This window comes from Brevundimonas sp. (genome assembly GCF_031412435.1).
Classification (GTDB): domain Bacteria; phylum Pseudomonadota; class Alphaproteobacteria; order Caulobacterales; family Caulobacteraceae; genus Brevundimonas.
Genome location: NZ_JANODA010000085.1, coordinates 18,563 through 38,317, shown reverse-complemented (window position 1 = coordinate 38,317; position 19,755 = coordinate 18,563). Strand labels below are relative to the sequence as shown.

Sequence of the window (19,755 nt, the reverse complement as noted above, 5' to 3'; positions counted from 1 at the left end):
GTCTGAACTTGCGTTACGATGGCCCGTCGCCCCCGCGCGGCCTTACTTGCCCGTCCATTGTGAAACCCGGCCGGATGGGGCAATTCCGGTCCTCGACAACGACAGACGCCCGCCGTGCGCTAGCGCCAGGAAGGGCGCCGCATCAGAAAGACGGCTCATGCCCCTCGACGCCCCCTCCTCCCCGCCCGAAGCCGTCAGCGCCATGACGGACCGCGCGCGGGAGGTGATCCGGCTGAACATCGAGGCGCTCCAGGCGCTGGAGCGGACGGTGGATTCCAGTATCGCCCGCGCCTGCGACGTGATCCTGTCGCGTCCGGGCTATGTGGTCGTCACCGGCATGGGCAAGTCGGGCCACATCGGCGGCAAGATCGCCGCCACCCTCGCCTCCACCGGCACCAACGCCTTCTTCGTCCACCCCGCCGAGATGAGCCATGGCGACCTGGGCATGCTGCGCGGCGACACCACCCTGCTGGCCATCTCGAGCTCGGGCGAGAGCCGGGAACTGCGCGATCCCCTGCTGTTCTGCCAGCGCAACGATATTCCCGTGATCGGCATGACACAGCGCGGGTCTTCGTTCCTCGCCCGCATGTCGGCGGTTCCGCTGGTCATGCCCAGTGTGGCCGAGGCCTGCGCCAACGGCCTGGCGCCCACCACATCGACCCTGATGACCCTCGCGCTCGGCGACGCCCTGGCCATGGTGCTGATGGACAGGCGCGGCTTCTCGGCCACCGATTTCGGCATGCATCACCCGGGCGGATCGCTGGGCATGAGCCTGCAGAGCGTGCGCGAATGGATGGGCGACAATCATGCACCGCCGCCGACCGTGCCGCTGGACGCGGTCTTCGCGGACCTGGTCGCCCGCATAACCGAGGGCCGCAAGGGCGCGGTCGCCGTGCTGGACGATGACGGAACCCTCGCCGGGATGATCACCGACGGCGACATCCGCCGCGCCTTTGCCCAGGACATCAGCCGTATCACCGCTGCCGACATCATGAGCAAATCGCCGATCACCGTCACGCCCGACCTGCGGATGAGCGATGTCGTCGACCTGCTGACGGCCAACAAGATCACGAACCTGTTCGTGGTCGTTGACGACCGGCCTGTCGCGATCGTCCACCTCGCTGAACTGATGCAGGCGGGTTACGTCTCCTGACAGCGCTCCGCTTGCGGTTGACCCCTGCCGGGCAAGGGTCTACCCCGCAAGCCAGCCGCGCGACGCTTCCGCCGGTCCGGAAAAACCACGCCGAAGGCTGGATTTGGATACGTCGCCTGATGTCGCGGAGCGGTCCCTTCGCTCTGATCTTTCTAGCGTTTTCGTAGGCGATGCGTCTGCGGCGGCCGGCGCGGCGGTCGCCTCGACGGTCGCGAAGACACGCGCCACGATCTGTGTTGACGGGTTCAACATCGCCCTGGCCAAGGGATCGGGCATCGCCACCTACGGCCGCAACCTGCTGTCGACCATCGCCCGGCTGGGAATGGACGGGCAGGTGCTGTACGGCCCCGGCGCGAAGCGCTCTTCGGACAATGTGGTGAACGAAGCGGCCCTGGTCGACGCCGAACGCCCCGGCCCCAAGCTGAAGAAATTTGAACGTTTCAAGCGCACCCTGACCAGCCGGTTCGGTCAGACCGTCTGGCCGATCGCCCCCAGCGGCGAGGTGGTCTGGCCCTCGCGAGGCGGCGGACGTCCCGAGGCGACGGGCTTCTGGGCGGGGCAGGACCTGTTCCATATCGCCAACCGCTGCTTCAACGCCTACGGCAAGGAAACGCCCGTCGACTTCGACGTCTCGAGCGCGATCAAACGGCCCGACGCCATGCACTGGACCGCGACGTTGCCGACATACGCACGCGGCATGCCGAACATCTACACCATCCACGACCTCATCCCGCTGCGCCTGCCGCACACGACGCTGGACGACAAGGCGACCTATATGGCGCTGTGCAAGTCGGTCGCGGCGCGCGCGGACCATATCGCCGTCGTTTCCGAAACGACGCGTCAGGACGTCATCCGGATGCTCGGCGTTTCCGAGGACCGGGTCACCAACACCTATCAGGCGGTTCACCTGCCCGAAGCGCTGACCAGTCGCACCGAGGCCGATGTCACGATCGAACTGGAAGGCGTCTTCAACCTGGGCTGGAAGGATTATTTCCTCCATTTCGGCGCTATCGAACCAAAGAAGAATCTGGGCCGGATCGTAGAAGCCTATCTGGCCTCGGGCCTGGAAACGCCCCTGGTCATCGTCGGCGGTCGCGCCTGGCTGGACGAGGGCGAGACCGCCCTGTTGAACCAGGTCATGAAGGACGGCGGCCCCAGCGCCCAGCGCATCCGCCGCTATGAGTTCATGCCCTTCTCGCTGCTGCTCAGCCTGATCCGGGGCGCCAAGGCGACCCTGTTCCCGTCCTTGTACGAAGGCTTCGGCCTGCCGGTGCTGGAATCGATGGCCCTGTCCACGGCCGTCCTGACTTCCACAGGAGGCTCCTTGCCGGAAGTCGCGGGGGATGCGGCGATCAGCGTCGACCCCTACGATGTCCAGGCCATGACGCGGGGGCTTCGCGCGCTCGACGCCGACGAGGCGCTGCGGGACGATCTCGTGCGCCGGGGTCTGAGCCAGGCCGCCAAGTTCTCGGTCGAGGCCTATCAGGGTCGGCTGTCCAAAATGTATGGCCGCCTCGGCCTGTCGTGACCCGATCGGTTCTCTTCGACGCCAGCCGGCTGCTGAGCCGGGTCGAACGGACGGCGCCGACCGGGGTGGATCGCGTCTGCCTGGCCTACGCAGAATGGCTGTTGTCCCTGCCCGACGTCCAGGTCACACCGGTCCGGGGTCGCAACGATCAGCTGGTCGTCGTCGACGAGGCCTGGTTCCGCGAAAGCGTGAAGAAGCTGCGATCACGCTGGACCGGCGCCTTTTTTGAGCGGTCCCTGACCGAGGACGAGATGCGGCTCATGACCGCGCTCAGCAGCGATAAGACGTCTGCCGAGTCCGTTATCGGCAAGCCCCCGATTGATCCAGCCCGGACGCCGGGACGTCGCCGGCGGGTCTGGAAACAGTTCTTCCGCTCGCAGTGGATCCAGAACCTCCCCGACAGCACCCTGTATTTCAACGTGGGTCACACGGGGCTGGGCGACGCCCGCATCCTGACGGAACTGCGCGACCGGGGCATCGAGCGCGTCGTCTTTCTACACGACCTGATCCCGATCACCCATCCCGAGTTCTGCCGGCCGGGCGACCGGGACAAGCACCGCGAGCGGGTGCTTAACACGCTGAACACCGCGTCCCGGATCGTGGTCAACTCCCGCTATACGGCCGATGAACTGTCCGCCTTCGCCGCGCGCGAGGGCGTAACGCCGCCGCCGATTCACGCTGTCCATCTGGGGCTGGAGCCGACCTTCCTGACGCCCCTCACTGCAGCGACGCCTCGACCCTATTTCGTGCACATCGGCACCATCGAGGCGCGCAAGAACCTGGCCTTCCTGCTGACCATCTGGCGGCGGCTATACGAGCGGATGGGCGATGGCGCGCCGCAGCTGGTTCTGGTCGGCCGCTACGGCTGGGAGAACGAGGCGGTGCTCGATCATCTGGAGCGTTCGCCCGCTCTGCGCGGCCTGGTGCATCAGGCCGCCGACCTGCCCGACTCGGCCCTCGCGACCCTGATGGCCAGCGCGCGCGCCCTGGTCGCCCCGTCGTCGGTCGAAGGCTTCGACCTGCCGGCGGTGGAGGCCTCCGCCCTCGGCGTGCCCCTGATCGCATCCGACATTCCCGTGCACCGGGAGCTCGTTCCGGGAGCCCAGCTGATCGATCCGCTGGACGGGCTCGGCTGGCTCGACGCGCTAGAAAGGGCCACACGACACGCGCCGAAAGCTGCTTCGTTCACGCCCCCGACATGGGACCGCCATTTCTCCGAGGTCGGGCGTCGGGTCGGTTTGACGGATTGACGCCGTGGCGCGTTGTACGACGACGACTTGCGCTGGCGCGCCAGGTCAAAGGCCGGTAATCACGGCGCTCTACTGCTGAGTTCGGACACCATGACGCGATCCATCCTCGCCCTTCTGATCGTCGCCATCCTCGGCGGCTGCTCGACCCTCCCGCGCGACGGACCGTCGGGCCGCGCCGTGGAGCGGGGCGCCGAAGCCGATGCCGACGGGGCGGACTACGTGATCATCGATCTGGACTATGCGGCGGCCGAGCGGATCAAGTCGGTTCCCGGCCGATATCTGGGATCCCTCGCGAGCGCGTCCAGCACCGCCCCGGTCGATGTCATTGGCGAAGGCGACCAGTTGTCGGTCGCCATCTACGAGCCCAGCGGGGCCCTCTTCGGCGGCGGCGGCGGCGCCGACGGTATCCGCTCGGGCAACCAGACCCTGCCAGCCGTGATCGTGGATCGTCAGGGGAATGTGGCCGTGCCCTTCGCCGGAGCCGTGCGCGTCGCCGGCCTGACGACTACCGAAGCCGGCGGCGCCATCCGGCGCGCCCTGGTCGGTCGCGTCGGCAATCCTCAGGTTTCCGTCACCCTGGCGGAAAACGCCTCCAACACCGTGACCGTCCTCGGCGAGGTCAAGCAACCCGGTCGCGCCCCCTTGTCGGTCAACGCCGACACCCTTCTGGATGTGATCGCAGCCGCGGGCGGGGCGAACCGCGCCGTGCAGGACATCGAGGTCCAGATCCGTCGTGGCGGCGAGACCTATTCCGCCCCGCTGACCGCCGTGACGACGGAGTTCGCCGAAAACATCCGCCTGCAGCGCGCCGACCAGATCAATCTCGTCTATACGCCGCGCCGGTTCTCGACCTTCGGCGCCCTGGGCGCGGTGACCCGTCAGGACATGCCTGCGGGCGAACTGACTCTCGCCGGCGCTCTCAGCATGGCGGGCGGTCTGAATGACGCCGCGGCCAACGCCCGTTCGGTCCTGGTCTTCCGCTTCGAGCGGCCCGAGGTCGCCCAGGCGCTGGGCGTGACCCAGCCGGCGACGATCAAGGGGGTGCCGGTCGTCTATCGCCTGAACCTGGAGGACGGCGTCGGCTTCTTCACGGCCAGCACCTTCCAGGTTCAGCCCGAGGATATCATCTATGCTCCACGCGCGATGTCCGCCGAGGTCGGGAAATTCTTTGGCCTGGTGCAGCAGTTCACCCGGGTCGTCTACGACCTGTCCGTGACGAGCACGCTGAGCACCGACTAGCCGCCGTGCACGCCTGGCGAGAGTGGCTTCTGGGTAACCGCGGGCGGGGCAACCGCAAGACGGCGCTCATTCTGGCCGGCGACGTCTGGGAGAAGGCCGGCAAACGGGCGCCCGCCACACTGCCCGTCATCGCGGAAATCGAGGCCAGCGCCGTGGAGGTCTATGCGGCGCATGGCCTGCCCACCCGACCCGGCCACTATCAACGCGCGCCGGGCGCTTCCGAGTGGATTTGGCTCGCCGAGGAACTGCCCGCCGACTTGCGCTGGGCGCTGGTGCTGGAGCGGCCGCCGGAGGACGGCTGGCGCTACGCAACCCTGGAGGACATCGGCCGCTTTCCGGGGGCGTCAGCCGAACTGCGGGCGTCGGCGAATCTCCTGGGCGAGTGTCGGCATCTGAAGAACCGGCTGACGGGGCGTGAACCGGGTGAGCCCGGCGAGGACATCCAGGCCGCGATCCGCCTCGGCTTCGAATGGCACGCGCTCAAGGACGCCATGGCGTGGAAGGAGAAGGCGCGGCTGAAGCTGACGACCCCGTCCGACGCCCTGGCCGCACCCGCGCCGGAGCCCGAGGTGGAAATCGAGCCCGAGATCACGTCGGCGGCGCCCCCTCGGCCCAGGTCTCAGCGGCAACCGGAACTGGATCTCGGCGCCGCGCCGAGGCCTGCCAAGGCTCCGCGCAAACCGCGAAAGCCCCGCAAGCCGAAAACCGACTGATCAGGCTGCCGCCCGACCGTCCGCCATCGCCCCGGCCAGCAGTTCCAGCGAGCGAACCCGGGCTTCGTGATCCCAGATCTGGCTTGTGATCATCAACTCGTCCGCCCCCGTCGCCGCCGTGAAGGCGTCGATCGCGGCCCGGACGGTGGCGGGCGACCCCACGGCTGAACAGGACAGGGCCTGGGCGATCATGGCGCGCTCGCCTTCTCCCAGGCTTTCCGCATAGCCGGCCTTCGGCGGCGGCAGCTTGCCGAGACGGCCGCTTCTGAGATTTACGAAGGCCTGCTGGACCGAAGAGAACAGTAGCCGGGCGGCCTCGTCCGTCTCCGCCGCGAAGACATTGTAGCCCAGCATCAGCCAGGGCTTGTCCAGCCGCGCCGACGGCCGGAAGGTCTCGCGATAGATGCGGATCGCCGACATCATCTCCGCCGGCGCGAAATGACTGGCGAAGGCGTAGGGCAGGCCCAGGTGCGCGGCCAGCCGGGCGCCGTAGGTCGACGAGCCCAGAATCCAGACCGGCACGTCCTGACCCTCGCCCGGATTGGCGCGGATGCGCTGGTCCTCAGCCGCCGGCTCGAACCAGTGCATCAGTTCCATCACGTCCTGCGGGAAGGCGTCGACATCGCCCTGCAGCGTCCGGCGCAGCGCCCGGGCCGTGGCCTGATCAGAACCCGGCGCGCGACCGAGACCCAGATCGATCCGGCCGGGATAGAGGGCGTTCAGCGTGCCGAACTGCTCGGCGATCACCAGCGGCGCGTGGTTGGGCAGCATCACGCCGCCGGCGCCGACCCGAATGGTCTTCGTCGCCCCCGCCACGGCCCCGATCACGACCGCGGTCGCGGCCGAGGCGATGCCGGCCATGTTGTGATGCTCGGCCAGCCAGTAGCGGTTGTAGCCCAGCCGTTCGGCATGCCGGGCCAGGTCGATCGTATTCGCCAGGGCGCGCGAGACGTCGGAGCCCTCGGGCACCGGCGCGAGATCGAGAACAGAGAGTGTTGCCATCCCCGCCATATGGGGACGGTGGGCGCCCCCGCAATCAGCAGCGTCGCATCGACCGGGCGGGGAAAGGCGTCGTCCGATGTCCGGACAAAAAACACCCGGACGAAACGGACGAAGTCGCCGCTGTTCACATCCTCCGCGAACAGCGGAAGCGATTGTACCTCAGCCGCGGACCAAGGCGCACTCAAACTCGAAAATGGCCCGCAAAGCCCGGCGCGGCGGGAATCCGGGCGTCGAACAAGATTTTATCGTCGACGCCGCGGAGCGGATCAGGCGGCGTTGGCCGCCTTGCCAGCCTTGGCCTTCTCGGCTTCTTCGTAGGCGCGCATGCCTTCGATGATCAGCTCGGCGGCTTCACCGGCGTCGCCCCAGCGCTTCACGCGGACCGACTTGTTCTTCTCCAGGTCCTTGTAGCGGGTGAAGAAGTGCTCGATCTGCTCGACCATGATCGTCGGCAGCTGCCGGTAGGAGGCGATGTCGGTGTAGTACGGGTGAAGGGCGTCGACCGGCACGGCCAGGATCTTGTCGTCGCCGCCGGCCTCGTCTTCCATCATCAGGACGCCGATCGGCCGCGAACGGATGACGCAGCCCGGAACCACCGGGGTCGGGTTCAACACGATCACGTCGCAGGGGTCGCCGTCGTCCGCCAGGGTGTGCGGCACGAAGCCGTAGTTTCCCGGGTAGTACATGGCGGTGTGCAGGAAGCGGTCGACGAACAGGGCGCCGGACGCCTTGTCCATCTCGTACTTGACCGGCAATCCCCCTTGCGGGATCTCGATGATCACGTTCAGGTCCCAGGGCGGGTTCGGACCGACGGGAATGGCGTCGATGTTCATGGCGGGCTCGGTTTTGTGCGTCTGCGAAGGGAGGCGGGCGTGATAAGCCTCTCGGCGACGAACGGCAAGCGCGGCGGGGCCGCACGATGACGGCAGGCAAGGGAGTCCGGCGGGAATGACCACGATCGACTGGCTGGGTCTGGCCCTCTTCTTCCTGTGCTGGCTTGGATATGACCCCCTTCTGAAGCTGCTGGCGCACCGCAGCGGGTCCCTCAACACCGACATGCTGACCGTTCGTTATGCCTGGATGACAGCCATGACTCACCGGGAAATCCGGCTGCTGGACAGTCAGTTGCTTGGACATTCGATCAACTCCGGCTCCTTCTTCGCCTCGTCCAACCTGCTGTTGATCGCGGGCGTCGGCGGCATCCTGTTCGGGGGCGATCAGGCGTTGCTGGGTTTCTCGGCTGTGGGGGCCGAGGAGGTCCCCGTGCCGCTGCTGGAGGCCAAGCTCGGTCTGGTCCTCCTGTGCCTCGCGCGCGGTCTTCTCGATTTCATCTGGTCGATCCGCCAGATGAACTACGCCCTCGCCCTGATCGGCGCGGCTCCCGAAGTGCATTCGGAGGCCGACAAGGTCGCGTTCGGCGAGGCGACGGCCCAGGTCCTGAACCCTGCGCTGGCCGCCTTCAGCCAGGGCGTGCGCGGCTACTATTTCGCATTGGCCGCTGCGGCCTGGCTGTTTGGGCCGGTCTGGCTCTGCGCCGGCGTCATCTCGGCCTTCGCCCTGCTGGTCTGGCGGCAGTCGGGCTCGCCTGCCGCCCGGGCGATCCGGACCGCCAGACGCCTTCTGGAGGTCAATCGCGAACGGGGCCTCTAGTTCTTTCGCACTGCAATATATCATCCGGAGACGGATCACGCACGAAACGTGTCCTGAAAGCGCTTACATCGCGGCAGGCCCGCTGCTGATGGCGGTAACAAGGCGTGATCATTGATCATAAAAGCCCGCTTGACGCGTTGTGCACCGCAACCTAGATTGATCTTCGACGCCTCCGGGCGTCTTGCCCTTCCTGGGCGTTTCCTCCCTATAGACTTTTATGCCGCGCCTTCGGGCGCGGCTTTTTTTCGCCCCCGACGCCGGTCAGCGCGACCAGGTCTCTGCGGCGAGCGCCGAAATGACCCGATCCAGCGCCCTGGCGAACCGCCCATAGTCCGCGGACGGCTCCAGCGTCGTCTCGTCCAGATAGAGCGCCCGGTTCAGCTCGACCTGAACCGCTTGGAACCCTTCGTCGGGCCGCCCCCACCGCTCCGTCGAATACCCGCCTGCATAGGGCGCGTTCAGTCCGACCCGCCAGCCCTCGGCCTCGAACACGGCGCGGATCCGCCGCATCGTCGCCCCGCGACAGGAGGATCCGTGCCGGTCCCCCAGCACTACATCCAGGCCCCTCCGGTTCCGGCCGGTGACGGCCGCCGCCCGGGACGGCATGGAATGCCAGTCGACCAGGAGGGCCATGCCGTGGCGATCGTGCGCGGCCCGCATCAGATCGCCGAGGGCCCCGTGATACGGCGCATGGACATGCTCCAGCCGGCCCAGAGCCTCGGCGCGGGTCAGGGTCCGGTCATACAGGGCCGTTCCGTCCCCGGCCTTGCGGGGAATGACCCCGTATCCGGCCGTGACACGGGCGGTCGGTTGAGCGTCAATCCCGCCTTCAACCAACGCCGGATCGAGTTCGTCCGGCGACCGGTTCAGATCGACATAGGCCCGTGATACGCGCCCGGCGATGAGCGGGACGCCCCGTGACGGGCCGCCTGCGATCAGGCCATCGACGCCGACATCCTCGGCGCTGCGCAGGGTCGAGAGGCTCAGCCCGTCCGCCTCGCCCATGTCAGCGGGCCGCGCCATGCCCGAATGCGGGGAGGCGAACACCATCGCGCCCGCCCCCCCCCTCGCCGGCGTCACGACGAAAGCGGTCGGGGGAGCGGAAGCAGGCGTGCTGGCGTCGTACGGCGGCGTCATGGTTTCCGCATAGGGCCTGATCCGGAAAAGTGCGACGCGGATTTTCCACGCGATGCGCGAGGTTTTCCACGGAACTGTCGATCGGGCGAACAAGCCCCAAACGGGAATTTCATGGCCGGTTTACCGTTACCGGACTAGCGTCGGGCTCTGAACGAGGGACGACTAAGCATGGCGCGCATTCTGCTGGCCGAAGACGACGCATCGCTGCGGGGCTTTCTGACCCGCGCGCTCGAACGGGCGGGACATCAGGTCATCGACTGCGAGAACGGCGACGACGCCATCGACGCCCTCGAGCATGGCCCCTACGACCTGCTTCTGACCGACATCGTCATGCCGGGCGCCGACGGGATCGAGGTGGCGCGTGTCGCCGCCGCCCGCCAGCCCGGGCTGCGCATCATGTTCATCACCGGCTTCGCCGCCGTGGCTCTCAGCGCCGCCCAGGCCAGCCCCCAGGCCAAGGTCCTGTCCAAGCCGGTCCACCTGCGCGACCTGGTCAGCGAAGTCGAAAAGATGTGCGCGGCGGCTTGAGGCATTAAGGCGCGCTATCGCTCGCCGCGCGGCGGCTCGCTGCTTGAGCGCAAGCGCCACATTCGTTTGGCATGCCCCAATATCACCCCCGTTTCGCCCTTGCGGCCGTCGCACGGGCTGGTTATAGACCCGTCCTTCCCGTTCCGGACCTGTTCGGAACCGTCTTGGCGGATGCGTAGCTCAGCGGGAGAGCACCTCGTTGACATCGAGGGGGTCACAGGTTCAATCCCTGTCGCGTCCACCATTCTCTCTCTCCCAAGACATTCGAAGCGTTGAAGCAAGCTTCCGCTCGATCCTGACCGCCGGTTCGGCTCACGTCTTCGACCTGACCCGTCGCCGGGGCCACGCGCCCCGTTCCCGTCGACTGACCTTGAGACCGGTCGGGAACCGGACGATACAGCGGTATGACCGACACGCCCGCCGCCGACATGACCTATGCCCGCTATCTGGATCTGGACCGGCTGCTGGCCGCCCAGAGCCCCGTCAGCGACGAACACGACGAGATGCTGTTCGTCGTCATTCATCAGACCAAGGAGCTTTGGCTCAAACAGATCCTGCACGAGGTGGCCCTGGCCCAGTCGCTGGTGCGGGCGGGCGATCTGGTCCCGGCCTACAAGAGCCTGGCGCGGGTCAGCCGCATCCAGGCCGTGATGACCCAGAGCTGGGACATCCTGGCCACCATGACCCCGGCCGATTACCTGCGTTTCCGCGGCGTGCTCGGCTCAAGCTCGGGCTTCCAGAGCGATCAGTTCCGCCGCTTCGAGACCATGCTGGGCCTGAAGGATGCGAAATTCCTTTCCTTCCAGCTGGACCGGCCCGAAGCCCATGCCGCCCTGGCCGAAGCCCTGGCCGCCCCCAGCCTCTATGACGACGCCCTGGCCCAGATGGCGAAGGCCGGCCTGCCCGTCCCGGCCGAGGTTCTGAACCGTGACGTCAGTCAGCCCTACCAGCCGTCCGAAGCCGTCGAGGCCGCCTGGCTGGAGGTCTATCGCGATACCGAGCGCTGGTGGGCCTTCTATCAACTGGCGGAAAAACTGGTCGATCTCGACGACGCCCTGCTGACCTGGCGGCACAAGCATGTGGTGACGGTGGAGCGGATCATCGGCCGGCGTCGCGGCACCGGCGGCACCGACGGCGTCGGCTACCTGTCCTCGACGCTGGAGCGTCGCTGCTTCCCCGAGTTGTGGTCGCTTCGAACGAAGCTGTGATGCCGAGGTAGAACTGGACGGCGATGACGCCAGCCCGCTATGTCCACATTCTGACACCGGTTACCAGATCCGCGAGTTTCGCATGACACATCCGTTGCGCCTGCACCCTGATCGCCTCTTCCCCGCGGACCCCGAGACCCGGGCGGTCGCGCGTCGGCTCTATGCCCGGATCAAGGACCTTCCGATCGTCAGCCCCCACGGTCACACCGATCCGTCCTGGTTCGCGCAGAACCAGAACTGGGCCAATCCGGCGGAGCTCCTGATCACCCCCGACCACTATGTCTTCCGCATGCTGTTCAGCCAGGGCGTGGCGATGGAAGATCTCGGCGTCCCCCGCGCCGACGGCGGTCCGGTCGAGACCGATCCCCGCAAGATCTGGCGGCTGTTCGCCGAGCGTTATCACCTGTTCCGCGGCACCCCGTCGCGCATGTGGCACGACTGGGTCTATTCGGAAGTCTTCGGCATCGACGTCCGCCTGACCGCCGCGACCGCCGACCACTACTACGACATCATCGACGCGGCCCTGAAGACCGACGCCTTCAAGCCCCGCGCCCTGTTCGAGCGCTACAATATCGAGGTCATCGCCACGACCGAGAGCCCGCTCGATCCGCTCGAACATCATGCCGCGATCAAAGCCTCGGGCTGGTCGGGCAAGGTGGTCACCGCCTATCGGCCGGACCCCGTGCTTGACCCCGACTTCGAGGGATTCCACGACAACATCGTTCAGTTCGGGGCCATCACAGGCGAGGACGTTTCGACCTGGGACGGCTATCTGGCCGCGCACCGAAAGCGCCGCGCCTACTTCGCCTCATACGGCGCGACCTCGACCGACCACGGCCATCCCACGGCCTTCACCGCTAACCTCGACCCGGCCGAAGCCGCCGCTCTCTACGAGCGCGTCGCGACCGGCCCCGTCCCGGCCAGGGAGGCCGAACTGTTTCGGGGCCAGATGCTGACCGAGATGGCGCGGATGAGCCTCGACGACGGCCTGACCATGCAGATCCACCCCGGCAGCTTCCGCAACCACAACGAGGTCGTCTTCCGGACGTTCGGTCGCGACAAGGGCGCGGACATCCCGACCCGGACCAACTATGTCGCCGACCTCAAGCCCCTGCTGGACCGGTTCGGGTCCGAGCCCGGCCTGACCATCATCCTCTTCACCCTCGACGAGACCAGCTACAGCCGCGAACTGGCTCCGCTGGCCGGTCACTATCCGGCGCTGAAACTGGGTCCGCCCTGGTGGTTCCACGACAGCCCGGAAGGCATGCGCCGCTTCCGCGAACAGGCGACGGAGACGGCCGGCTTCTACAACACCGTCGGTTTCAACGACGACACCCGCGCCTTCCTGTCGATCCCGGCCCGTCACGACGTCGCGCGGCGCATGGACTGCGGCTGGCTGGCCAAACTGGTCGTCGAGCACCGTATGGAAGAGGACGAGGCCCACGAACTGGCCCGCGCCCTGACCTATGACCTGGTCAAGGCGGCCTACAGGCTGTGAGCCGCCTTTCGAACGCCACCCTCGCCGGTCTACCCGACGAAGTCGAACGCCCCGGCTATGACCGCGCGGCGGTAAGGACCGGCGTCGTCCACCTCGGCATCGGCGCCTTTCACCGGGCGCACCAGGCGCTGGTGTTCGACGACGCCCTGCGCACCGGCGACCTGCGCTGGGGCGTGCTGGGCGTGTCGCTGCGATCGCCCGGCGTGCGGGATCAGCTGAACCCCCAGGACGGCCTCTACAGCGTCGTCATGCGCGACGGGGTCGACGACCACACCCGTATCATCGGCGCGGTCCAGGGCGTTCTCGTCGCACCCGAAGACCCCGCCGCCGTGGTTGCGGCCATGGCCTCGCCCGAGGTCCAGCTCGTCACCCTGACCGTGACCGAGAAGGGCTACCGCCTCGACCCGGCATCAGGCGGCCTCCTGACCGGCGACCCCGACGTCGCCGCTGACCTCGCGGATCTGTCGACGCCCCGCACCGCCCCCGGCTTCCTCGTCGCCGCCCTCGCCGAACGGCGCCGCCGGAGTTTGCCGCCCTTTACCGTCGTCTCCTGCGACAACCTCCCACACAACGGCGCACGCGTGCGCGCCGCCGTCCTTGCGATGGCCGAAGCCCATGACCCGACGCTCGCGGCCTGGATCGGAGCCGAGGGCGCCTTTCCCCAGACCATGGTCGACCGCATCGTCCCGGCGACGACGCCCGACGACATCGACGCGCAAGCCGCCCGGGTCGGCGCCCGCGACGAGGGGATGGTCAAGACCGAACCCTTCACCCAATGGGTCATCGAGGATCATTTCGTCGGGGCCCGCCCGGACTTCGCCGCCCTCGGCGTCCAGCTGACCCCCGAGGTCGCCCCGTGGGAGGACGCCAAGCTGCGCCTGTTGAACGGAGCCCATTCCTCCATCGCCTATCTGGGCGGCCTCGCCGGCCACGCCTTCGTTCATGAGGTCGTCGCCATCCCGGCGTTCAGGGCCTTCGTCGAACGGCTGTGGAACGAGGCGGAAACCACACTGAACCCGCCGCCCGGTCTCGACATCCCCGCGTATCGCCGCGATCTGATGGCCCGGTTCAGCAATCCGGCACTACAGCACCGCACGCGCCAGATCGCCATGGACGGCTCCCAGAAACTGCCCCAGCGACTGCTGGCCACCATCGCCGCCCGCCTCGACGCGGATCAGTCCATCGACGCCCTGGCGCTCGGCGTCGCCGGATGGATCGGCTGGCAGGACGGCGTCACCGAAACCGGCGAACGCTTCACCGTCGACGACCCGATGGCCGCGCCCCTGGCCGCAGCCCTCGCCGAGGCCGTGACCGCGACTGATCGCGTCCGCGCCGTCTGCAGCCTGAGCGGCATCGTCTCCCCCCGCCTCGCGGGCGACGAGCGGTTCACCGGGACCGTGACCCGCCATCTGAACGGCATCGCGATCCAGGGCGTCGAGGCGTGGCTCGGCCCGCAGGCCTGACGGCCGGGACTGCCGTTCATGACGGAAAGCAGCGGCGAGCCCGGAACTCTCTGGGCTTCAGTCGTGGGCTTCCAGGGCGACAGGAAGATGCCTGGCTCGGGAAGACGGTCCGCCGAGCACGACCGGTTCCAGAACAGGGCGTAGCCCTCAGCCTTGTCGTTCTCGATGAACACAGGACTCCGGTGCTCGGGAAATTTCGCCCGGGGGCGACTCATGTGCACCGAGATGGGATTCGCGTGGATCCTGGGCTGTCCCTGAAAGACGATCTTCTCGATCAGTCCTCCGCTGACTGAATCGCAGCTTACATCGGCATGGTTGCGAAACTTCCTCCGAACTGCATCGCCAGCATCCAGACCGCCATGGCGATCATCATCAGGTTCTCGGTCAGGGACAGGAAGCCGAGCGGCACATTGCTGTCGCCGCCGACACAGGCGCATTTCAGTTCCCGCTTGTCGACATAGACGGCCTTGAACACAGAGACGGCGCCTATCGCGCCGATGACCAGGGCGACGGGCGCCGACAGCCAGGTCAGGACTCCCGCGACCATCAGAGCGCCCGCTCCGAACTCGGCGAAGGGATAGACCGTGCCGTAGGGCGTCCACCGCTTCGCCAGCAGATCGTAGTTCAGGAACATCGACGAGAAACCCTCGACGTTCTGGAGCTTGAGCATCCCGAGCACCATCATCGAAAGGGCGATGAACCATTCGCCGGCGCGGACGGTGAGCGGCGTGCCGAAGACGCTCAGGCTCAGCATGGCGGCCATGAAGGCGGTCGTCAGAAACACGACCAGCACCGGCGTGTAGGTCGTCGCCTTGGGGTCGCGAACCTTCAGCCCGAGGTAACGACGCAGGTCGTCGTGACCGCCGATGCGCTGTCCGTCAATGAACACCTGAGGCGTGGTCTTCACGCCGTGCTCGGCCTTGAAGGCGTCCGTCTCTTCTCGCGTGGTCAGCCAGTGATCCTCAACCTTGTAGCCCCGGCTCTTCAGCAGGTGGCGCGCCTTCAGCCCCCAGGGACAGGTGTGGTCGGGCATCACCATGCGATGGATGATGGCGGTCTTGCTCATGTTGGCCTCCTTGATCTTCTCAATCCAAGGCCGGCACCCTAGTTTCCGTATCATGATACGGAGTCAAGCATGGGTGTGAGGACGATTGCGGGACTGGCGCGCGAGGGCGGCGTGGGGGTGGAGACGGTCCGCTTCTATCAGCGACGGGGCCTGATGCCGACGCCAGAACGATGGTCGCGCGACGGGATCGGCGCCGGCATCCGCCGCTATGGGGACGAAGACGTGCGCCGTCTGAAATTCATCCGCTCGGCCCAGACAGCCGGGTTCACCCTGGAGCAGATCAGGGAACTGCTGTCGCTGGACGCGGGCGAGGACAGGGCGCGCGCCCGCGTGCTGGCGGCCGAGCGTCTGGTCGCGCTGGACCGAACGATCGCCGATCTGGAAGAGGCGCGATCGGCCTTGAGGCGGCTGGCGAGCGCCTGCGCGTCAAAGGACAGCGGGCCCTGCCCGATCATCGCCGCCTTCCAGGGCGAAGCGGCCTGAGGTCAGGCTCCGTTATGGCGGCCGAACACTCTGGCCTGTCCCCTGCGGTCGATCAGCAGAGTAACGTAGGGTTCCCGACCCGCGGCCTCCATGCCGGGTGAGCCGGCGGGCATGCCGGGTGCGGCGAGCGCCACGGCATCGGGCCGTTCACGCAGCAGCCGGGCGACATCGGCGGCCGGCACATGACCCTCGACGGCATAGGCCCCCACCACGGCCGTGTGGCAGCCGGCATAGCGATCAGGCACGCCATAACGGGCCCGGACGGGGGCGAGATCATCGCGTTCGACCACCTCTACGGTCCAGCCCGCGCCGCGCATGTGGGTCACCCAGCCGTTGCAGCATCCACACCACGGAGTTTTGTAAGCGGTCATCCGCCGCTCCTGGGCGAGCGCGGAAGGCGCCGCCAGGGACAACGCGCCGCCGATAATCAGGCGACGGCTGGGCTGGAGTACGATCCGGCGCATCAGTGGACCATGAAGCGGACGTCGCCCGTCATCTGGTGTCCGTCGGCACCCTCCGCGGTCCAGCCCAGGACGTAGTTGCCGGGGGCCAGGGTCGGCAGATCGGCCGACACCCGGGTCGTGGCAGCGGCGGCGGCGACGGGGACGTTCACCGCCGCCTGACCGTTGGCGGTCACGGTGACGGACTTGAGCGTCATGGCGTGCGGGAAGCTCGCGGTGAACCAGTCGGGCGATCCGTTGGTCATCGCGCCATCCGCCGGGCTGGTGACAAGGTCGTGCGCAGCATGGTGGCCAGGCGCAGCTTGGCTATGACCGGCGTGCGCATCCTGGCCCTTGTCAGAACAGCAACAGCAGGCCGCTGCGGCCTGGGCCAGCGTTGGGACCACCAGGGCCAGGGTCATGGCGACGGCGGGGATGATCTTGCGCATGGACAACTCTTCTAGAACCAGGCCCTGAGGCCGATGACGAAACGGGTGTGTTGGGGCTCGCCGCCCGCCGCACGCGTGAAATCGGCGGTGTCGCCGAGTTCGCGGCTCCACTCCACGCCCACATACGGCGCGAACTCCTTGGCGATTTCATAGCGCAGGCGCAGACCGGCCTCGAAGTGGGTCAGGCCCGAACCCAGCCCCAGTTCGGGGATGTCGGCAGCCGAAGCCTCGACCTCGACGCGCGGTTGGAGGATCAGGCGCTGGGTGATGCGCTGGTCGTATTCGGCCTCGACCCGCGCCGTCAGATCGCCGTCGGTCGACAGGAAGGCTGCGGCGTCGACCTCCCACCAGTAGGGGGCCAGGCCCTGAAGCCCGAGCACCAGATGGGTCGGGTCCTCGCCGTCCTCGCGGAAATCCTGGCGCACGCCCGCCTGCATATCCCAGAATGGCGAAATGGCCCGGCTATAGAGCGCCTGAACCTCGCCCTCGGCCTCCCCGTCGAAGTCCCCTTCGCCCTCGGACTTCCACCAGAAGCGGTTGATGTCGCCGCCGGTCCAGCCCGCGACGTCCCAGGTCCAGCCCTCCTCGCCGTCGTCGAAGCCGACCTCCAGTCGGTCGACGATGACAGCGGTGGCCCGCACGTCGCCGTTCTCGCGTCTCAGCAAGCTACGCGCGCCGGTCATCCGATCCGCCCCCCAGATCGCGTCGGCGGCATGGGCCGGGCCCGACAGGGCGGCGAGCGGCAGGGGCGGCTGGCGCGGGCGGCCTTCGTCATCCGCGCTGGTCGGGACGTCCGGCGGGCTTCCGGTGGCATGGCCGCCCATGTCGTGTCCGGCATGGGGGTCGGCCTGGGCAGGCATGGCATGACCGGCGTGAGGGTCAGACGCCAGCGACGGCGCGCCGATGTCATGCCCGGCGTGCGGGTCCGGCGTCTGTGTCGGCGTAGGCATGACGTGTCCCGCGTGCGGGTCGGCCACCGGGGCCTGAACCGGAGGCCGGGCGGGCGCCGCATGCTGGCTGTGATCCTGGGCGGTCGCGGCGCCGGCGGCCAGCAACAAGGGAGCGAGCGCCGTCAGAAGCCGGATCATGCTGCCGCTCCGTCCAGCGGTCGGACAGTGACGACATTGAACATGCCCGCGTGCATGTGCATCAGCATGTGACAGTGGAAGGCCCAGTCGCCCGGCGCGTCGGCCGTGAGGTCGAAGGTCACCTTCGAGCCCGGCGCGACATTGACCGTGTGCTTCAGCGGCTGATGCCCGGCCGGACCGCCCGTCACCAGTTCGAAGAAGTGGCCGTGCAGGTGAATGGGGTGGGCCATCATGGTGTCGTTGACCAGGGTCACGCGCACTCGCTCGTCGCGCTCGACGCGGATCGGCTCGACGATCTCGGAGAACTTCCTTCCATCGAAGCCCCACATGAACCGTTCCATGTTGCCGGTCAGGTGGATTTCCAGCGCCCGCGAGGGCGGCCTCTGGTCCTTGTTGGGAGCCAGCGAAACAAGGTCCGTATAGACCAGCACCCGGTGCGGTACGTCCTCCAGCCCCATAGGCCGTTCGCCCAGGCGATTGGCCGGGTCGGAGGAGATCATGTCCACCCCGACCCCGACCGCCATGCCGGCGGGGGCATTGTCCGGGTTGCGCATGTCGTGATCCATGCCCCCGTGATCCATCTGCGTCGCCGCCGGCTCAGCATGTCCCGTTGCCGACTGATCCATAGCACCGTGACCCATGGCGGAGTGGTCCATGCCCGCCATGCCGCCCATGCCCATGTCGCGCATGGTCAGTGTCGGCACCTCGCGCAGCGGCGGGACTTCGGCTGTCATCCCAAGCCGAGGCGCCAGCGTCGCACGCGCCATGCCGGACCGGTCCACCGACTCGGCGACCAGAGTGTAGGCACGATCGTCCATGGGGCGGACGACGACATCATAGGTCTCGGCGACCGAAATCTGGAACTCGTCGGTCTCGACCGGACGCACGTTCTCGCCGTCGACATTGACCACCGACATGGCCAGGCCCGGGATACGCACGTTGAAGATCGACATGGCCGAGGCGTTGATGATCCTCAGACGCACCCTCTCGCCGGGGCGGAACAGGCCGGTCCAGTTCTCGGCCGGGCCGTGGCCGTTGACCAGATAGGTGTAGGTCGTCCCGTTGACGTCGGCGATGTCGCGCGGGTCCATCCGCATCTGGCCCCACATCCGGCGGTCAGCCAGCGACATCCCGTCGTCGCCAGAGATCAGACCGGACAGGGTTGTGCGCGACTGGTTGAAATAGCCGGGGCTCTTCTTCAGCCGATCGAGGATTTCGTGGGGATGCAGGAAACTCCAGTCCGACAGCACGATCACGTGCTCGCGGTCATAGGCGACCGGATCGACCCCCGCCGGGTCGATGATCAGCGGCCCATAGTGGCCCATCGCCTCCTGCAGGTTGGAGTGGCTGTGGTACCAGAAGGTGCCCGACTGGATGACGGGGAACTCGTAGTCGAACGTCTCGCCAGGACGGATGCCCGAAAAGCTGACGCCCGGCACGCCGTCCATGTGGAAGGGCAGCAGCACGCCATGCCAGTGGATCGAGGTGTCCTCATCCAGGGTGTTCGTGACTGACAGCCGCGCTGTCTGACCTTCACGCAGGCGGATCAGCGGGGCCGGCAGGGTGCCGTTGACCGTGATGGCGTGCCCCGTCCGACCACCGACCGTGAACGGCGAATGGCCGACGCTGAGCCGAACGTTCGGGCCCTCCAGAGTGGGCAAGTCAGCGCGCAGCCCCGCTGACCCGCTCTGGGCCCAGGCGGGCAGAAGCCCCTGGGCGGCGAGCAGCCCCGTGCCGCCCGCAAAGCCGCGCAGCAGGGCGCGGCGGTCTGTCTGGATCACTCTCATGCGTCAGTCTTGGCCCATATGTCTGACTGGCCTTACGCCAGAACCGCGCGGGCCCCTCGCGACGGCTGGTCGC

19 protein-coding genes and 1 tRNA gene are annotated in these 19,755 nt (G+C 67.6%); 12 read left to right on the top strand and 8 right to left on the bottom strand.

Annotated features, from left to right (window positions below; genetic code table 11):
- Nucleotides 1–157 precede the first annotated feature (157 nt).
- The 5 genes from RMO01_RS16940 (at nt 158) to RMO01_RS16920 (ending at nt 5,883) form a co-directional block, all read left to right on the top strand.
- Nucleotides 158–1,153, top strand: coding sequence for a KpsF/GutQ family sugar-phosphate isomerase (locus RMO01_RS16940; protein WP_309630240.1), 996 nt, complete (start codon nt 158–160; stop codon nt 1,151–1,153).
- A 103-nt stretch (nt 1,154–1,256) separates the two neighbouring features.
- Nucleotides 1,257–2,681, top strand: a complete 1,425-nt coding sequence (locus tag RMO01_RS16935; RefSeq protein ID WP_309630239.1) for a glycosyltransferase family 1 protein — start codon at nt 1,257–1,259, stop codon at nt 2,679–2,681.
- Nucleotides 2,678–3,931: a glycosyltransferase family 1 protein gene (locus tag RMO01_RS16930; RefSeq protein ID WP_309630238.1), complete on the top strand. Its 1,254-nt coding sequence runs from the start codon at nt 2,678–2,680 to the stop codon at nt 3,929–3,931. The genes RMO01_RS16935 and RMO01_RS16930 overlap by 4 nt, the downstream gene beginning before the upstream one ends.
- Before the next feature lie 90 nt (nt 3,932–4,021).
- Nucleotides 4,022–5,170 (top strand): polysaccharide biosynthesis/export family protein, encoded by a 1,149-nt coding sequence (locus RMO01_RS16925; protein ID WP_309630237.1) that lies wholly within the window; start codon nt 4,022–4,024, stop codon nt 5,168–5,170.
- Between the two features lie 5 nt (nt 5,171–5,175).
- Nucleotides 5,176–5,883 carry a hypothetical protein gene (locus tag RMO01_RS16920; protein WP_309630236.1) on the top strand — a complete coding sequence of 236 codons (708 nt, stop codon included), beginning with the start codon at nt 5,176–5,178 and terminating at the stop codon, nt 5,881–5,883.
- On the opposite strand, the gene RMO01_RS16915 is transcribed toward RMO01_RS16920, so the two are convergent.
- Together RMO01_RS16915 and ppa are read right to left on the bottom strand one after the other, a co-directional pair.
- On the bottom strand, nt 5,884–6,885 hold the full coding sequence (locus tag RMO01_RS16915; protein WP_309630235.1) for an LLM class flavin-dependent oxidoreductase: 1,002 nt from the start codon (nt 6,883–6,885) through the stop codon (nt 5,884–5,886).
- 266 nt (nt 6,886–7,151) lie between these two features.
- On the bottom strand, nt 7,152–7,718 hold the full coding sequence (gene ppa / locus RMO01_RS16910; protein ID WP_309630234.1) for an inorganic diphosphatase: 567 nt from the start codon (nt 7,716–7,718) through the stop codon (nt 7,152–7,154).
- Nucleotides 7,719–7,833: 115 nt separating this feature from the next.
- Here ppa and RMO01_RS16905 point away from each other — a divergent pair, with 115 nt between their 5' ends.
- Nucleotides 7,834–8,535 (top strand): DUF599 family protein, encoded by a 702-nt coding sequence (locus RMO01_RS16905; protein ID WP_309630233.1) that lies wholly within the window; start codon nt 7,834–7,836, stop codon nt 8,533–8,535.
- 261 nt (nt 8,536–8,796) lie between these two features.
- On the opposite strand, the gene RMO01_RS16900 is transcribed toward RMO01_RS16905, so the two are convergent.
- Complete coding sequence (locus RMO01_RS16900; RefSeq protein ID WP_309630232.1) at nt 8,797–9,585, bottom strand: N-formylglutamate amidohydrolase; 789 nt, start codon at nt 9,583–9,585, stop codon at nt 8,797–8,799.
- 255 nt (nt 9,586–9,840) lie between these two features.
- On the opposite strand from RMO01_RS16900, the gene cpdR reads away from it, so the two are divergent.
- The 5 genes from cpdR to RMO01_RS16875 all read left to right on the top strand — a co-directional run bounded on the left by cpdR (nt 9,841) and on the right by RMO01_RS16875 (nt 14,369).
- The gene (gene cpdR / locus RMO01_RS16895; RefSeq protein ID WP_271084958.1) at nt 9,841–10,200 is read left to right on the top strand and encodes a cell cycle two-component system response regulator CpdR; all 360 of its coding nucleotides are present in this window, start codon (nt 9,841–9,843) and stop codon (nt 10,198–10,200) included.
- Nucleotides 10,201–10,369: 169 nt separating this feature from the next.
- Nucleotides 10,370–10,444 (top strand) — tRNA-Val (locus RMO01_RS16890).
- Nucleotides 10,445–10,604: 160 nt separating this feature from the next.
- Complete coding sequence (locus RMO01_RS16885) at nt 10,605–11,408, top strand: tryptophan 2,3-dioxygenase (protein WP_309630231.1); 804 nt, start codon at nt 10,605–10,607, stop codon at nt 11,406–11,408.
- An 82-nt stretch (nt 11,409–11,490) separates the two neighbouring features.
- Nucleotides 11,491–12,906, top strand: a complete 1,416-nt coding sequence (gene uxaC / locus RMO01_RS16880; protein ID WP_309630230.1) for a glucuronate isomerase — start codon at nt 11,491–11,493, stop codon at nt 12,904–12,906.
- Nucleotides 12,903–14,369 carry a mannitol dehydrogenase family protein gene (locus RMO01_RS16875; protein ID WP_309630229.1) on the top strand — a complete coding sequence of 489 codons (1,467 nt, stop codon included), beginning with the start codon at nt 12,903–12,905 and terminating at the stop codon, nt 14,367–14,369. Before uxaC ends, RMO01_RS16875 begins: the two co-directional genes overlap by 4 nt.
- 301 nt (nt 14,370–14,670) lie before the next feature.
- On the opposite strand, the gene RMO01_RS16870 is transcribed toward RMO01_RS16875, so the two are convergent.
- Nucleotides 14,671–15,435: a glutaredoxin gene (locus tag RMO01_RS16870; protein ID WP_309630228.1), complete on the bottom strand. Its 765-nt coding sequence runs from the start codon at nt 15,433–15,435 to the stop codon at nt 14,671–14,673.
- A 69-nt stretch (nt 15,436–15,504) separates the two neighbouring features.
- On the opposite strand from RMO01_RS16870, the gene RMO01_RS16865 reads away from it, so the two are divergent.
- The gene (locus RMO01_RS16865) at nt 15,505–15,918 is read left to right on the top strand and encodes a MerR family transcriptional regulator (RefSeq protein ID WP_309630227.1); all 414 of its coding nucleotides are present in this window, start codon (nt 15,505–15,507) and stop codon (nt 15,916–15,918) included.
- Nucleotides 15,919–15,920: 2 nt separating this feature from the next.
- On the opposite strand, the gene RMO01_RS16860 is transcribed toward RMO01_RS16865, so the two are convergent.
- The 4 genes from RMO01_RS16860 to RMO01_RS16845 all read right to left on the bottom strand — a co-directional run bounded on the left by RMO01_RS16860 (nt 15,921) and on the right by RMO01_RS16845 (nt 19,682).
- On the bottom strand, nt 15,921–16,289 hold the full coding sequence (locus RMO01_RS16860; RefSeq protein WP_309630226.1) for a DUF411 domain-containing protein: 369 nt from the start codon (nt 16,287–16,289) through the stop codon (nt 15,921–15,923).
- Between the two features lie 92 nt (nt 16,290–16,381).
- Nucleotides 16,382–16,807: a copper resistance protein CopC gene (locus tag RMO01_RS16855; protein ID WP_309630225.1), complete on the bottom strand. Its 426-nt coding sequence runs from the start codon at nt 16,805–16,807 to the stop codon at nt 16,382–16,384.
- Between the two features lie 11 nt (nt 16,808–16,818).
- Nucleotides 16,819–17,895 (bottom strand): copper resistance protein B, encoded by a 1,077-nt coding sequence (locus RMO01_RS16850; protein ID WP_309630224.1) that lies wholly within the window; start codon nt 17,893–17,895, stop codon nt 16,819–16,821.
- The gene (locus tag RMO01_RS16845) at nt 17,892–19,682 is read right to left on the bottom strand and encodes a copper resistance system multicopper oxidase (protein ID WP_309630223.1); all 1,791 of its coding nucleotides are present in this window, start codon (nt 19,680–19,682) and stop codon (nt 17,892–17,894) included. Before RMO01_RS16845 ends, RMO01_RS16850 begins: the two co-directional genes overlap by 4 nt.
- Nucleotides 19,683–19,755: the final 73 nt, after the last annotated feature.

Excerpts from the sequence above, each read along its gene's own strand:
- RMO01_RS16940 (WP_309630240.1), top strand. The coding sequence starts at position 158 with ATGCCCCTCGACGCCCCCTCCTCCCCGCCCGAAGCCGTCAGCGCCATG.
- RMO01_RS16925 (WP_309630237.1), top strand. The coding sequence starts at position 4,022 with ATGACGCGATCCATCCTCGCCCTTCTGATCGTCGCCATCCTCGGCGGC.
- RMO01_RS16915 (WP_309630235.1), bottom strand. The coding sequence starts at position 6,885 with ATGGCAACACTCTCTGTTCTCGATCTCGCGCCGGTGCCCGAGGGCTCC.
- ppa (WP_309630234.1), bottom strand. The coding sequence starts at position 7,718 with ATGAACATCGACGCCATTCCCGTCGGTCCGAACCCGCCCTGGGACCTG.
- RMO01_RS16905 (WP_309630233.1), top strand. The coding sequence starts at position 7,834 with ATGACCACGATCGACTGGCTGGGTCTGGCCCTCTTCTTCCTGTGCTGG.
- RMO01_RS16900 (WP_309630232.1), bottom strand. The coding sequence starts at position 9,585 with ATGGTGTTCGCCTCCCCGCATTCGGGCATGGCGCGGCCCGCTGACATG.
- cpdR (WP_271084958.1), top strand. The coding sequence starts at position 9,841 with ATGGCGCGCATTCTGCTGGCCGAAGACGACGCATCGCTGCGGGGCTTT.
- RMO01_RS16885 (WP_309630231.1), top strand. The coding sequence starts at position 10,605 with ATGACCGACACGCCCGCCGCCGACATGACCTATGCCCGCTATCTGGAT.
- uxaC (WP_309630230.1), top strand. The coding sequence starts at position 11,491 with ATGACACATCCGTTGCGCCTGCACCCTGATCGCCTCTTCCCCGCGGAC.
- RMO01_RS16870 (WP_309630228.1), bottom strand. The coding sequence starts at position 15,435 with ATGAGCAAGACCGCCATCATCCATCGCATGGTGATGCCCGACCACACC.
- RMO01_RS16865 (WP_309630227.1), top strand. The coding sequence starts at position 15,505 with ATGGGTGTGAGGACGATTGCGGGACTGGCGCGCGAGGGCGGCGTGGGG.
- RMO01_RS16860 (WP_309630226.1), bottom strand. The coding sequence starts at position 16,289 with ATGACCGCTTACAAAACTCCGTGGTGTGGATGCTGCAACGGCTGGGTG.
- RMO01_RS16855 (WP_309630225.1), bottom strand. The coding sequence starts at position 16,807 with ATGCGCAAGATCATCCCCGCCGTCGCCATGACCCTGGCCCTGGTGGTC.
- RMO01_RS16850 (WP_309630224.1), bottom strand. The coding sequence starts at position 17,895 with ATGATCCGGCTTCTGACGGCGCTCGCTCCCTTGTTGCTGGCCGCCGGC.
- RMO01_RS16845 (WP_309630223.1), bottom strand. The coding sequence starts at position 19,682 with ATGAGAGTGATCCAGACAGACCGCCGCGCCCTGCTGCGCGGCTTTGCG.